Raw genomic sequence first — 14,682 nt, forward strand, 5'->3', positions numbered from 1 at the left:
ATACTGAGAGTCTCTCTGGGAACAGTGACAGTAAAAGACCATTTTGTAATGGGCTATATGTTATTTTTGGGCAGCTTTCATACTATCCACTTCCTTTCTGAAGCGCAATATCATTAAACTATCCAACTGCCCGCCTATGCTATCTCGCATGATGGACCAATTGTCCGAATTCATTTCTCCGGCATATCTCATTATTTTGTTAAATCTTGACACATTGAACCGATTGGCTTTCCAGGCCGCTGCGGTACTCTCCTTGTGCTTCAGGTCCTGCAGATAAATTCCTACTACAAAACCAACCACTACGATCCCCAATACCACTAACCAACGAGCCGTTGTTTTAGACATTCTTACAATTTTAAATTAAATAATATACCATCCATTACAGGATACTATATTTACGATAGGAACAGTACTCTTGGACCCCATTGTTAAGAACTATTATTGCCGCAATTAAATGGACCCTTGACGTATTTAAACAAATTTCGACAAAATAAGTACAAAAACAATGAGTGCAAAAGCACCACTAAACGTCAACATAAGGTCTATAAAATTAAATTTCCGTTTCATCTTTTTACAATTTACCGCTTTTCCATTATAACGGATACCAAACAGCTGCTTACCTAAACTTATAATCTTAGGTCTTGGGACAATATTTCCTAAAATTGCGCTATCCTTGGCAAGCAACAGATTTAATTAAAATTACTTTAGTTGGCGCAACATTCAAAATATCACCGTTCAACTTTATCAAACCTTGGATAAAATGTAGTATTGGAAACAAAAACGGACGGGTATAAGGGCCCGTCCGTTAAAAATAAGTTATGTAGATTGCGGTATGGCCTTAAGACCGAATACAAATTAATTGTCCTTTGTTGGCTATCTGGACCATACCCCTTAAAGGTGTTTAATCCTCGTTACTGGGTTTACCTATAGTGGCCAAAATACCTCCATCTACGTATAGAATATGTCCATTGACAAAATCACTGGCTTTGGAAGCTAGGAATATGGCCGCCCCTGCCAAGTCGTCCGGGTCTCCCCATTTGGCCGCTGGTGTTCTATTAATAATGAAGTCGTTAAACGGATGGCCATCAACGCGTATGGGAGCGGTTTGGGAAGTTGCAAAATAACCAGGCCCAATTCCGTTGATCTGGATATTGTGTTTAGCCCATTCCGTGGCCATATTTTGGGTCAACATTTTAAGCCCTCCCTTGGCAGCCGCATAAGCTCCAACGGTATTTCTACCCAACTCGCTCATCATGGAGCAAATATTTATAATTTTCCCCTGTTTTCTTTCTATCATGCTTTTAACCACCTGCTTGGAAACAATAAAGGGACTCACAAGATCCACATCCAAAACCTCCTTAAAATCCGCTACCTCCATTTCTTCAAGAGGCGTACGTTTTATTATGCCGGCATTGTTTACCAAAATATCTATAGGCCCCACCTTGGTATATATATCGTTCACCGCCTGACGCACTTCCAATTCGCTAGTTACATCAAACTGAAAACCAACAGCTTTGATACCCTCTGCCTCGTAAATCTTAACGGCATCGTCTACTTTTTTCTTGGATGAATTCCCATTTACAACAATGGTTGCACCGGCTTTCCCCAGTCCTTTGGCCATGGCCATACCCAAGCCATGTGTGCTCCCGGTTACCAAAGCTACTTTTCCCTGTAAGTTAAATAATGCTGTACTCATTTTATCTAAGTTCTGTGATTTTTGCTACGTCCATATCCCCATAGTCCAGGTTTTCCCCGGCCATTCCCCATATAAAAGTATAGTTGGATGTACCTGACCCACAATGTATGGACCATGGTGGGGATATAACGGCTTCGTGATTCTGCATCCATATATGTCTGGTTTCTTGCGGTTGCCCCATAAAATGGCAAACAGATTGTCCTTCTGGTACATCTAAATAAAAATAAACTTCCATTCGGCGATCGTGGACATGTGCAGGCATAGTATTCCAAACACTTCCTGCCTTCAATTCTGTCATCCCCATTTGCAACTGACAGGTATCTACAATTCCCCCAATGATCATTTGGTTTACGGTTCTGTGATTGGCGGTTTCCAAGGACCCTAATTCCAATTTATTGGCATCCTGTAAGCTCACTTTTTTAGTAGGAAAGTTCTTGTGGGCCGGAGCCGAATTTATATAATATTGAGCAGGTTGGGCTTCATCTTCGCTTTTAAAGATTACTTCCTTTGCCCCCATCCCAATATAGAGCGCATCCTTGTGCCCCATGGAATAGGTAGTACCATCCACCTCAACGGATCCGTTCTGACCTACATTTATGATTCCCATTTCCCTTCTTTCCAGAAAGTATTCGGCCTTTAACGGATCTATTGTTTCTAGTTTCAACGGTTTCCCCGGAACTGCCGAACCGGCAATGTAACGATCATAATGGGTATAGGTAAGGTTAATTTTCCCTTTCTCCATTAAATTGGATATCAAGAATTCATCCCGCAAAGCGGTGGTGTCATACTTTTTTACGGCTTCCGGGCTGGAAGCATATCTGGTTTCATACGAAGTTGCCATAGCTACTATTTTAGTTTAAATTTCTAGATTACTGTATAAGATATTAATTTTCCGGTATCAATTGGTACACTTCCAATATGGACAGGTCATGAAATTAGTCTTAAAGGCAATTCCCAAAGTGTTCCAAAAACATTTTAGACGACTACCGCAAAATATTCCATAAAAGTAACAAAAATTATACAATCGATTACATTAAAAGATATATTGACATCACAGCGATGTATTCTGAGCATATAATCAAGATTACAAACCGAATAATTGACTCATAACAAAACCTATAAGAGTATGGTTTATCAAAAGAATCCGCCTCAGGTTCTGAGACGGATTCTTATTGTTATGAGCTCCAATATATTCATAGGGCACCGTTATATTAAAAGGGAACAGCAGGGCTTTCCCTTTTTTATCAATACCCGGTTACCTCTTTATTTATGGGCTTCAAATCTTCCCCTTGCACTCCCTGCCACACTTTTATCATTCTTGGGTTACTACTGGGTTTATAGTGTACCGAAATAGCATGCCACCCTTTTTTAAGAGCCACGGTACCATATCGTTTTCTTGGTCCGTGGTAACCACCATTGTCTACCGTTAAGGCTCCGTCCAAATAGACCATACTGCCACCGTCTGCTTGGGATTCAAAAACGTAAATGGCATCTTTTTCGGCCTTAAAGAAGCCCTCGTATATCACGGAAAAATTTGTTTCCTCTTTTAATTCCCCTAATTCTATCCCATCCACTGATGTCCAATTTGCGGTTGTGGGCGTCTTGATCTCCTCTACCTTTTTATATTTTCCTTTGGGCACCCATCTTTTTAATCCACTGTTTTCTGGAGAAACATCCAAGGCCTCAACAAAATCCTTTTTAACAATTTTGGTCGATTTTAGATCGTTAAATATGTCATCGCGATAGGCACGGGCTTTAATTGTACCCGTATCCTTTACCACAATTGGGCTCTTATACCTCAAAGAATTTTTATTGGGAACACTACCATCCAGGGTATAAAAAATTTCCACGCCCTCCATGGGATAGGCCAAATTTAGTTTAACCGATGTACTGTCTACCATGGCAATTTCCCTTTGCAACCCCTCTACCGCCGGTATGTAGTAATGGACATCCAATACATCCAAACGATCATATTGCTTTTGCACACTCCCGTTGAAGGATTCAAAATCCTTAGCCTCCTTGGCAACCCATCCCGTTTCCGCTACGGCAAACATTCTGGGGAAAGCCTGATATTGCAATCTCTTAAAATTGGGAATCCACTCGGACCAAAGGTTGGCCTGTAACCCTAGGATATGTTCTTCCTGTTCCGGGCTAAAGCTTTCAGGTACGGGTTCATAGTTATAAACCCTTTCCAATTTATTCCCCTCGTTCAAATAATCAAAATAATAGGCTGCTGTAGTAGTTACCACAATATCGTTTCCATTCTGGGCCGCTATTTGTGGTGCCTTAGGCGCCCAGTTTCTCCACCACATCATAGAAGCGCCTTTTGTTAAGCCCCCACGTACAATCTCGTCCCATCCCATGAGCTGCTTTCCTTGGGATTGCAGGTAATGCTCAATATCCCTGTTAAAATGGGATTGCAGCTCGTGCTCATCCTTGAGTCCGTTTTCCTGAATTACCTTCTGACAATGGGGACATTGCTCCCACGATTTAATATTTACCTCATCCCCACCAATGTGCACATATTTGGAAGGAAAAAGGTCTACCACTTCGGACAATATGTTTTTCATAAATTCGTAAGTGGTTTCCTTTCCCAAACAGGCTGGATAGGTAAAAACAGTATCCCAACCAGATTCTTCGTTACAAGATAGAAATGGGTAATTGTCTATAGCAGATTTAAAATGCCCGGGCATATCAATTTCCGGGATCACGGTTATACATCTGTCCTCTGCATAGGCCACAATTTCCTTTATTTGCTCTTGGGTATAAAAGCCTCCATACTTACGTTCACCATCAATTTCCCTAAAGTTGGATTCATCAATCTTATACAATTCATTTTCTACTGCCCGTGTATTGCATATAGTATCTTGGTTATTCGGAATTCTCCAGGCTCCTTTTGCTGTCAATAGGGGATATTTCTTAATCTCCAATCGCCATCCCTGATCATCTGTTAAATGCATATGATAGGTATTCAGCTTGTATAGGGCCATATAATCCAAGAAGGCCTTTACCTCATCCATCTTAAAAAAATGCCTACTAAAATCCATATGCATTCCTCTCCATTGAAAACGGGGTTCATCTTCTACCTCAGCACAAGGAACAAACCATTCAGTGTCAACAACCTCTTGACTTTCTATAGCCGCTGGCAATAATTGCCTAAGGGTTTGAACGGCATTAAAAAAACCGCTTTCCCCAGACGCCGTAACAAGGATTTTATTGGGATTCACGCTAAGGTTATAGGCTCCCTTTTTTAATCCCTCTACAGACTCAAATACCACGCCTTCCTCTAATTTCTCCCTGGATATTTCCAGGTCATAATCCGCCGCTTTATTAAATAGGCCCAGCAAATAGTTGGCGGCTTTTTGTTGACTTTGATCGTCCAAACTGATCACAGTATTGGCATTGAACTCAAAAGAGCTATCCTTTAACTGAAAACTGGACGGCTTTGGTAACAGAGAGATATCGTCGGCACTAAATGATGGTCTCTTACTTGAGCAGGACGCTATAACCATAGCAACCCACAATAACGTTATATACTTTTTCATTTCTTTTAATTTTTTCGGCAGGCAAACTGGTTCACCTAATACTCCAATTGCCCAGCGCACTGATATTACCTATCTGATATTGAGTTTTATAATCCCATCTATTTCTGTATCAAAATCCTCTCCTGGGTACAAAAAGACACCTTCCCTTACTTGCTTGAACTTTATTTTGGATGTACCGTCAAAGGCCGCGGCGGAAATAATTTTCTCATTTAATTCCGGAATAAAAATATACGGCTCCTGGGTAGGCTTCAATACATGCACATAGAGTACCTTATCCTTTTGGGTTATGGTGCCCCATGGTTGCGGTTTTATAACATTGCCCCTAGAGCCATATATGCTTTCCCCGTATTTTGCGGTCCATTGCCCTACTTCTTTCAAGGTCTCCACAAATTCTGACTGAATCTCCCCGTTGGGCATGGGCCCCACATTTAATAATAAATTTCCATTTCTTCCGGCGGCGTTCACCAAAAAATGAATCAGCTGTTTGGTAGTTTTAAACTTTTTATCATTAAGGTTGAACCCCCAGGATTTTGCCATGGTAGCACAGGATTCAAGGGGCAACTGACTTACCTTGACCCCAGCACTGTAGCCTCCTTTGTTCTCTCCTGGCAAGTCGCGTTCAAAGGTTTGGATGTCTTCCCCTGGAATGGGCTGAAGATGATGGTTATTGGCAATCAAGGTAGTTGGACTCAATTCGTGGATCAAGGAATAGATTTCGTTATAATGCCAATTGGCTTTTTTCCTATCCCAATGTCCGTCAAACCATATGACTCCAATTTCCCCATAATTGGTAAGCAATTCGGTCAACTGCGTCTTCATAAACGTTATATAGCTGTCCCAGTCCGTATCAACAGGATAGCCGTCTACTATTTTCTTTCCAAAACCGTAATCTTCCCTGGCCCAATCCAATAGTGAATAGTAAAAGTTTAACGTTATGCCCTCCTTTTTACATTCCGCTGCAAGTTCCTTTAGGGGATCTTTTCCATAAGGGGTGCCATCTACAATATTGTAGGGGGATGCTTCCGTATTAAACATACTAAAACTATCATGGTGCCTAGTGGTGATGGTAATATATTTCATACCTGCCGACTTGGCAATCTGCACCCATTCCTTGGCATCAAAATCCTGAGGATTAAAGAACTTCGTTAGCTTTTTATATGTCTTGTAGGGTATTTTTTGTTGATACATGACCCACTCCCCGTCTCCTAATACACTATAAATACCCCAATGAATGAACATCCCAAACCTCATATCCTGGAATGCTGCACGCTGTTCCAAATTTCCCTGTGTTGGTATATATTCCGGCATTGGATAGGAATACTGTTGTGCCTTCCCCGTCATGGCCATCAAACTGAACAAACATATTATTATCACCCTTTTCATCATAACCCTTTACGTATTAAATTCTTTTATTTTATTTTTAATTGATTGAACCTATGACCGGATCAGGTCCCATTTCCATTTCCAACACCCCGCCTGCCGTTATTTCCTGATGTGTAATCCAAAACCTATCCAAAGGCTTTCCATTTAAGGTCATAGATTGTATGTAGATATTTTCTTTGGAATTGTTGTTGGCCACAATTTTAAATTGCCCGCCGGAGTAATAATCGGGATCTAATAGTATTTCCACTTCATTGAAAACTGGGCTGGTAATTTGGTATTTGTTATCCCCGGGACTAATAGGGTGAATTCCAATTGAGGCCAGTACGTACCAGGCCGACATTTGCCCTACATCCTCATTGCCACATAGCCCGTATGCATCTGTACCATAGGCATCCCTACATATCTTCCTGGTATATTTTTGGGTAAGGTGTGGTGCCCCCGCAGTGTTTAGCATAAATGGCACATGGTGCACCGGCTCATTGGGATGATTGTAATAGTTGTTCCACAGAAAATCTTCCGGGGTATTTTCAAAAAAGGCTATCAGCTCTTTCCTATAGGCCTCTTCCCCTCCCATCAATTTCTTGAGTCCGTCAATATCGTGGGGAACAAACCAACCTTGTTGGTAAGGATTGCTCTCAATACACCCTTGGCCATGGACGGTCTTCCCCTTCCATTCCAACCAATTCCCAAGGCTGTCCTTGGCTCGGAACCAATTTACCTCATCATTCCAAATATTCTTGTAGGCCTTACTTTTTTCCAAGTACTCTTGTGCTATTTCAACTTTCCCCAAAGCATTGGCCATAGTACCCAAAGCCCAGTCTGAATACGCGTATTCCAAGGTTTTGGAAATATGGTTATGGGAATATCCCAACTCCCCATTTCCGGTATTATCTACCGTATTTTTAGAATAATTAAAGGCCTTTTCAATATCATAATTGCGAATCCCCTTACTATAGGCATCCACAATGACCGATACTGCCGGATTTCCCAACATACATCCTGAATAGGAATTGAGCATTTCCCAACGGGGCAAGTATTCCCTGCCACTTAGCTCTGCCATCTGCAGCAATGAATTAATTTCATCGTTTACCAGCACAGGGTTAATAATGGTCTGTAGTGGAAATTGTGAGCGGAATACATCCCAACCACTAAATATTGTCCTATAGGTAAAATTGGAGGTTTTGTGAATTTTCTTATCGGCACCAATATAGTTTCCGTTGACATCCGAAAAGGTTCTGGGGTCTATCATAGTATGGTAGAGGGCGGTATAAAAAATAGTTTTTTCATCCTCTGTCCCTCCAGAAACCATTACATTCTTAATAGCCTTGTTCCAACTATCCCCAGCCTGCTCACGAGTCCTATCAAAATCCCAATGGGCTATATCGTGTTCCAAGTTTTCCTTGGCACCGGCTACGCTAACAAAAGAAATACCACTCTTTACCAAAACTTGCTCTCCTTCCCTTGTACTAAAATTGGAATAGAATCCTAAATGCTTGCCCTGCATTTCATTTTTGGATGGAAATAATTTAGCATTCTTCACCGCCAATTGGTAGTCATCCTGTCTAATAAATCGCATTTTCCTGGGTACGTCCGGGATATCGGCACTCCAAATACCATAATCCTTTAACGGCTTACTAAATTGACAATAAAAGTACACTACATAATCTGCATTCCCCGCACCGGCACCCCAGCCCCCACCTTCGGGCGGACATTTCATCCAGCCTTCAATGGTATTTTCATTCACTACTTTTATATACTGTTCGGTAGAGGTACCCCCTACCCTGCGCGAAAGATCTATTTGGATCCTGGAACTATCGTTTTCAGGAAAGGTAAACCTTATAATACCGGCCCTTGGAGCTGCCGTAAGTTCTGCCTTAACCTTATAGTCGTCCAAGGTCACGGCATAATAGCCGGCTTTGGTCTCTTCGGTTTCATGGGAAAAACGGGAACGGTATCCATCCTCAGGATTCTCTGGTACCCCACGGTTTGTCCTTAATTCACCGGTAGTTGGCGTTACCAAAAAATTCCCAAGATCACCAAACCAGCCTACCCCACTCATATGGGTAAAACTAAAGCCCTCCAACGTCTTGTGTTCATAAGAGTAGCCAGAACCGTTATCACCTCCCGTAAAAGTATCCGGACTAAGCTGCACCAACCCAAAAGGGGTAGCGGCCCCAGGGAAGGTCTTACCAAACCCATGGGCATCCTTGGTTTTTTTCCCATAGGTGATGGCCCCGATAATGGGATTAATATAATCTACAGGTTCCGGTTCCGAAGGCCTACTTTCCTTGGAAGAGGAACAAGAAAACACCCAGATAGCTAGCAGGGCAAAGCCAATATTTCTAAGTACCAATTTTATCTTTTCCGTTTTCATATAATCTACATCTTTTTATTATGGGACTTGGGATAAATACTATTTGCCAACTTTAAATATATCGACTGGAACATCATTATCCTGCAATTTGCCTTCGGTAGTCCTTCCGTTGTCCACTATTTCCTTTAATCTATTGGTCAGTTTCTTTACTACCCTAGGATGTTGGGCATAGACATTATTGGTTTCCCCTTCATCCTTTATCATATTGTAAAGCTGTATTTGGGGAAGCCCTATTTCCCTGGCCTTTTTGTCATTGGGGGCTGTCCACCCTCCTGATCCCGGGGTGAATTCCAATTTCCATTTTCTATTACGTATAGAAAACTTACCGTTTATGGAATGGTGCACCACATATTCATAATCGCTTTTAGCCTTTTTATTGGTAAGCAAGGGAAGTATACTATAAGAGTCCTCAGCAGCCTCTTCCGGGATAGTTATTCCCGTGATATCTGCGCAAGTGGCCATTAAACTGGTAAGACAAATGAGCTCGTCATTGTTTGTATTGGCTTCTATTTTTCCCGGCCATTTCACGATAAAGGGGATTCTATGGCCTCCTTCCCATATATCGGACTTATATCCCCGTAAATGTGCACTTGGATAATGACCAAACTCCTTCTCCAGTTTTCCTGCTTTTGCCACAGGAGCCGAAGAACCGTTATCACTGGTAAAGAACACCAGGGTATTTTCTGCAATTCCATTTTGCTCAAGAGCCTCCATAACCTGACCTACCACATCATCGGTTTCCATAACAAAATCGGCATAGGCTCCCATACCACTTTTTCCCTGCCATTTTTCAGAAGGAACCACAGGGCTATGTGGAGAATTAAGGGCCAGATACAAAAAGAACGGTTCTTTTTTAGTGGCTTCGGCAGCTATATAATCGGTAGCATGATTACTTAAAAATTGCAACATTTTTATAGGAGGCATTTTATCAACAACCTTATCATCCTTAATGACCGTTTTCATGACTCTTGAGTGATGAAATCCAACATAGGAATTAAAGCCACGTGTAATTGGACCATCAGGAACTATAGCTCCAATTGGCGGGCCTATTACTTTCTTATCCTCGTATATTTCATAAGGCTCTCCTTTTTCATTCACAAATTTAAATCCAAGGTGCCATTTCCCAATTGCAGCAGTATTATACCCATATTTCTTAAGCATTTCAGGAACTGTTAGTTGATTTTCGGATATCAATGGATCCAATTCATCGCCTCCACTTAAAACCCCTTTTTGCAATCTTGATCGCCATGCATAACGGCCGGTAAGCACACCGTATCGTGAAGGGGTACATACCGAGGAGCCAGAGTGGGCATCGGTAAACACCATTCCTGCCTTAGCTATTTTGTCTATTTGGGGAGTGGGGATCTTACCGTTTTCACGATTTAGAACCTGAACGTCTCCATACCCAAGGTCATCGCAAATAATATATACAATATTGGGACGATCCTGAGCCTTAACAGAAGCCAGGATGAGCATAAAGAAGATGTAGAATTTTGAAAATTTCATAGTATTATTTTAATCTAATTACTGTTATCTTCCCCAATAGCTTTCCTTCCTTATTAAAAAGTCCGGCTTTTATGGGGGTTTTGGGGGCTGCTATAAAATTACCCTCATACTTTATGGAAGATACGGTGGGGTCTTCCCCTCCGGTGGTATAAAATATATCATACCCTACTGTTTCTGTATTTAAATACACATGAGCTTCACCTTTCAACTGATCCAGAGCGTATGAGGCATACACCGTAAACATACTATTGGCATAATTTACCTCCTCTTGATCCAGTCTTTTAAAGTGCCATTCTTCCAAGGCGGTCTGAAACCGCTTCCAGTCCTTAACATTGGGTTGGCTCCATGACACCTCTGCACTGGCAAGGGCACGCGGATACAACATATATTCGCAATGTTCTTGAGTGGGGGTAAACTCGCCCCACAAACAGGCCTCATTACCTAGCACCCTATTCACTTCTTCGGGAGTCAATTGCTCCGGAATGGGCTCATGCCCGTATACTTTGGACAGGGGCAATACCACTTTAGGGCCTTCGGGCTCCATAAAAGTGGGCCCTTGAACCTGACTGAGGTACATGTACTTATAGGATGTCATTATGGTAGGATAGCCATCTTGGGGGGCAGTTATCTGTGGGTTGTGGTCTCCTCTTCTCCACGCCATAATGGTTGCTCCAGGGGCTCCTTGACCACTTAAAATCTCATCCCAACCAATCATGGTCTTATTTTGGGCCTTTACTATTTTATGCACCTTTTGTATAAAATAACTCTGCAGTTCCTCTTCGTCCTTTAAGTTGTTTTCTGATTTTACCCCTTGACAATACGGACATTTTTTCCAGTTGGATTTATTGCACTCATCACCCCCTATATGTAGGTATTTTGAAGGAAACAGAGCGGCAACCTCCTCTATTACCCCTTCTAAAAATTCGTAGGTAGAGTCCTTACCGGCGCAGACCGCATTATCCGGCGCTTTGCCGCCTACGGCGACTTCAAAATTTGCATCTGGTTCATCATAACAAAATAAATGTGGATACGAAGCTACCAAAGCCTTGCTATGTCCAGGTACATCTATCTCTGGGATAACCTCTACATTGCGCACTTTGGCATAGGCAATAACTTCCTTAATGTCTTCCTGGGTATAAAATCCACCTACCGTTTTGGGTTCCTCAGCAGTTGCTTTCTCGCGCTGCCACCAGCTCACCCCAGTTCTATCGGCCCGCCAAGCTCCTTTTTCAGTAAGGTTTGGATACTTTTTAATCTCGATCCGCCACCCCTGGTCGTCGGTTAAATGCCAGTGGAATTTATTCACCTTATAGGAGGAAAGTACATCTATGTGTTTTAAGATAAATTCTTTGGGTTGAAAATGTCTGGAAACATCCAACATTATACCACGCCAAGCAAATCTAGGATTATCCTTAACCGTCATGGCAGGCAGCTTTACCGTTCCTGGGTTTTCCAAGGGAAAGGTTTGACGCAAGGTCTGAAAACCATTAAAGAGTCCACCATAATCCTTGGCGGTCACCACAATGGATGCTGGTTGTACCTCTAGCAAATAGCCCTCATCCTTTACAGATACCCTTTTATCCAATTTAAATTGTATATGCTTTTCTCCTTTTTCTGGGTTTCGGTAAGAGTAAGTAAGGTTCAGCCCCAGGTCGTCATGGAATTTTTCGGCTAAATATGGTATAAGAACTCCCCGAAACTTTTTGGGGACCACTACTTTTGTATTCTTATCCAAAATAAATACTTCCTCTGAAAAGGAAACCGACTCCGGTTGAGGAACAAAATGATACGCTTGGGCCACCACTTGATGGTTAAACCCAAGTATTAAAAAAAACAGTATATAAGTGAAATATTTAGACATGTAACTATTGATTTAGTTGTTCTAGGATTACTTTAGCCACTTTCTTTCCCTGTGCTGTTGTCCCCAATTTATTATAGTGCACGTTACCGGGTTTTACCATCCATTCTTCATGATTGGGAAGGGTGTGGCCATATAGGTCATTTATGATTATAGAAGGATAGTCCTTTAAAACTTCCAAAGCGGCTTGGTTGTATTTTTTGGCATCTCCCGCATAACGCCCCTTTGCCTTGTCGGGAACTGGGGTGGTGGTGGCGAAAATCAATTTTGTTTTGGGAAACTTTTCTTGCAAGTATTCACAAATATCCCCTATGTTTTCTTGATAAGTGGGCACCGTGGAAACGATCTTTCCATTTTCTTTATCCATTCCTTTTTCGCTCAGGTACTTTATATCATGTAGCCCTACATTAAAATGAATTACATCCCATTCAAAATCCCAACCTCCTTTTAAATGAGGCTTAAACATGGTATGCTCCATTTTTTCCATTTTAGGGATCAAGTCGTGACTAGAAATACCATTGCTGAAAATCCTAAAAACCGAGGCTTTCCCCGCCAGTTCTTCCCTGACCGTGGTTGTATATCCTATGGAGATCGAGTCGCCGTATAACAACACATTGGGCACTCCCTTCTTTGGGTGCACATAGGAGAATATTGGACCGTCATGTGCCCGTAACCCTGACCAGGCCGTTTCGGTTATATTTTTATTGGTTCCGCAAGAATATACCTGCGGCAGCAAGGCTATACCAACACCGCCTGCACAGGCTTTTTTTAAGAAATCCAGACGTTTCATGTTACGATTTTAATTTACGATGAAGTGCTATCTTCATTTATTAGATTAGCTTATTGTTTTAAAGACCGGGTGATCCTTTATGTAGCTCGTAGAGAAATTAAGATCACATTAAATTATCTATTGGCCACGCTCTCTCAATTAACCCCCTATTGGTACCTCATATTGTCCGTTTTTAATTCGGCATCAAATTCATCCATCATCTTGATCAGCTTTTGCACTATTTTGGGGTGGGCCTCGGCCAGGTTTTGGCTTTCGGAAACATCTTCGGCCAGGTTGTAAAGTTCTATCCCCTCTTCTGTCCACCTCAATTTCCAATCGCCTTTCCTAACTGCTTCAAGAGTAGATTCCTTGAAATAGAAGAACCCGTCTTTTTTATGTGGGGAAGCCTTTTTCTTTCCCGCCAACAAGGGCCAAATATTTTTTCCGTCCACTATTTCCTCGGGCATATCACTATTGGTCAAATGAGCGATGGTAGGCAATAAATCTATGGTAGAGGCTACCTCGGAACAAACGGTCCCTGCAGGAATGGCTCCCTTCCATTGGGCTATCATAGGAACCCGCATTCCGCCTTCGTAGGTCTGGAATTTATACCCTCGAAGAGGCAAGGCAGATCCGCCATGTCCATTTTTAAGATTCCATGGACCATTATCCGATGTAAAGATCACCAGTGTATTTTCATCCAATTTCAAGGCTTCCAAGGTCTCTAAAATCTTACCCATACTCCAATCAATTTCTTGGATCACATCACCATAAAGACCACGTTTACTTTTTCCTTTAAATTCCGCTGAGGCATATAATGGAACATGAGGCATGGAATGCGCCAGATATAAGAAGAAGGGGTCTTCTTTATTCTCATTGATAAACTCCAAAGCCTTTTTTGTATAGCGCTGTGTCAAGGTGGATTGATCTACAGGGTATTCAATAATTTCATTTTGTTCTGTTAATGGCACTAGGCCTCCTCTCCATTTTTTTTGTCTCAAACTATCAATGGTCATACCTTCCCTAAACAAAACCTTTTCTGAAACTTTTGCTTTCGGATATACAGACATATCGTTACTATATGGAATCCCATAATACATATCAAAACCCTGTGCAGTTGGCATATATTCCTCCTTATCCCCTAAATGCCATTTTCCTATACAAGCCGTGGCATAGTTTTGGGTTTTCAGCATATCGGCTATCGTCAATTCCTCAGTTGGCAATCCTCCTGGAAGGTTTGGCCATAATACCACGGGCACCCCGACTCTAGTTGGATAAGAGCCGGTTAAAAGTGCTGCCCGTGAGGGGGAACATACTGGTGAAGCCGAATAGAAATCGGTAAACTTTATACCCTTTTCCGCCATCTTATCAAGGTTGGGGGTCTTAATTAATGGCGAACCAAAAACGCCAACATCCTGATACCCTTGATCGTCGGTAAAGACAATGACAATGTTTGGTTTGGAATTTTTATTCTGAGCAATCAATGCTGTTTTACAACTTAAAAATGCCGTAATAATAAACGCTACTAGTTTTATTCTTTGCATGATATGG

Annotated in this window: 10 protein-coding genes; all 10 read right to left on the bottom strand. The window is 41.8% G+C overall.

All coding sequences use genetic code 11. From position 1 onward, the window contains the following. Positions 1 to 60: 60 nt before the first annotated feature. On the bottom strand, positions 61 to 345 hold the full coding sequence (locus tag EHW67_RS00450; RefSeq protein WP_126160377.1) for a hypothetical protein: 285 nt from the start codon (positions 343 to 345) through the stop codon (positions 61 to 63). Positions 346 to 901: 556 nt separating this feature from the next. Next, positions 902 to 1,696 (bottom strand): gluconate 5-dehydrogenase, encoded by a 795-nt coding sequence (locus tag EHW67_RS00455; RefSeq protein WP_126160378.1) that lies wholly within the window; start codon positions 1,694 to 1,696, stop codon positions 902 to 904. Between the two features lies 1 nt (position 1,697). Next, positions 1,698 to 2,537 carry a 5-dehydro-4-deoxy-D-glucuronate isomerase gene (gene kduI / locus EHW67_RS00460; RefSeq protein ID WP_126160379.1) on the bottom strand — a complete coding sequence of 280 codons (840 nt, stop codon included), beginning with the start codon at positions 2,535 to 2,537 and terminating at the stop codon, positions 1,698 to 1,700. A 403-nt stretch (positions 2,538 to 2,940) separates the two neighbouring features. Then, positions 2,941 to 5,241, bottom strand: a complete 2,301-nt coding sequence (locus EHW67_RS00465; RefSeq protein ID WP_126160380.1) for a family 20 glycosylhydrolase — start codon at positions 5,239 to 5,241, stop codon at positions 2,941 to 2,943. 69 nt (positions 5,242 to 5,310) lie between these two features. Continuing rightward, the gene (locus EHW67_RS00470; protein ID WP_202911884.1) at positions 5,311 to 6,627 is read right to left on the bottom strand and encodes an alpha-L-fucosidase; all 1,317 of its coding nucleotides are present in this window, start codon (positions 6,625 to 6,627) and stop codon (positions 5,311 to 5,313) included. Between the two features lie 34 nt (positions 6,628 to 6,661). Beyond that, positions 6,662 to 8,998 carry a GH92 family glycosyl hydrolase gene (locus EHW67_RS00475; RefSeq protein WP_126160381.1) on the bottom strand — a complete coding sequence of 779 codons (2,337 nt, stop codon included), beginning with the start codon at positions 8,996 to 8,998 and terminating at the stop codon, positions 6,662 to 6,664. Positions 8,999 to 9,037: 39 nt separating this feature from the next. After that, positions 9,038 to 10,504: a sulfatase family protein gene (locus tag EHW67_RS00480; protein ID WP_126160382.1), complete on the bottom strand. Its 1,467-nt coding sequence runs from the start codon at positions 10,502 to 10,504 to the stop codon at positions 9,038 to 9,040. A gap of 4 nt (positions 10,505 to 10,508) precedes the next feature. Next, complete coding sequence (locus tag EHW67_RS00485; RefSeq protein ID WP_126160383.1) at positions 10,509 to 12,365, bottom strand: beta-N-acetylhexosaminidase; 1,857 nt, start codon at positions 12,363 to 12,365, stop codon at positions 10,509 to 10,511. A gap of 4 nt (positions 12,366 to 12,369) precedes the next feature. Further along, complete coding sequence (locus tag EHW67_RS00490; protein WP_126160384.1) at positions 12,370 to 13,152, bottom strand: SGNH/GDSL hydrolase family protein; 783 nt, start codon at positions 13,150 to 13,152, stop codon at positions 12,370 to 12,372. 146 nt (positions 13,153 to 13,298) lie between these two features. After that, positions 13,299 to 14,675, bottom strand: a complete 1,377-nt coding sequence (locus tag EHW67_RS00495) for a sulfatase family protein (RefSeq protein WP_126160385.1) — start codon at positions 14,673 to 14,675, stop codon at positions 13,299 to 13,301. Positions 14,676 to 14,682 lie beyond the last annotated feature (7 nt).

Source organism: Arenibacter aquaticus (assembly GCF_003957295.1).
Classification (GTDB): Bacteria; Bacteroidota; Bacteroidia; order Flavobacteriales; family Flavobacteriaceae; genus Arenibacter; species Arenibacter aquaticus.

Coding starts and splice junctions, on each gene's coding strand:
- EHW67_RS00450 (WP_126160377.1), bottom strand. CDS start 345: ATGTCTAAAACAACGGCTCGTTGGTTAGTGGTATTGGGGATCGTAGTG.
- EHW67_RS00455 (WP_126160378.1), bottom strand. CDS start 1,696: ATGAGTACAGCATTATTTAACTTACAGGGAAAAGTAGCTTTGGTAACC.
- kduI (WP_126160379.1), bottom strand. CDS start 2,537: ATGGCAACTTCGTATGAAACCAGATATGCTTCCAGCCCGGAAGCCGTA.
- EHW67_RS00465 (WP_126160380.1), bottom strand. CDS start 5,241: ATGAAAAAGTATATAACGTTATTGTGGGTTGCTATGGTTATAGCGTCC.
- EHW67_RS00470 (WP_202911884.1), bottom strand. CDS start 6,627: ATGATGAAAAGGGTGATAATAATATGTTTGTTCAGTTTGATGGCCATG.
- EHW67_RS00475 (WP_126160381.1), bottom strand. CDS start 8,998: ATGAAAACGGAAAAGATAAAATTGGTACTTAGAAATATTGGCTTTGCC.
- EHW67_RS00480 (WP_126160382.1), bottom strand. CDS start 10,504: ATGAAATTTTCAAAATTCTACATCTTCTTTATGCTCATCCTGGCTTCT.
- EHW67_RS00485 (WP_126160383.1), bottom strand. CDS start 12,365: ATGTCTAAATATTTCACTTATATACTGTTTTTTTTAATACTTGGGTTT.
- EHW67_RS00490 (WP_126160384.1), bottom strand. CDS start 13,152: ATGAAACGTCTGGATTTCTTAAAAAAAGCCTGTGCAGGCGGTGTTGGT.
- EHW67_RS00495 (WP_126160385.1), bottom strand. CDS start 14,675: ATGCAAAGAATAAAACTAGTAGCGTTTATTATTACGGCATTTTTAAGT.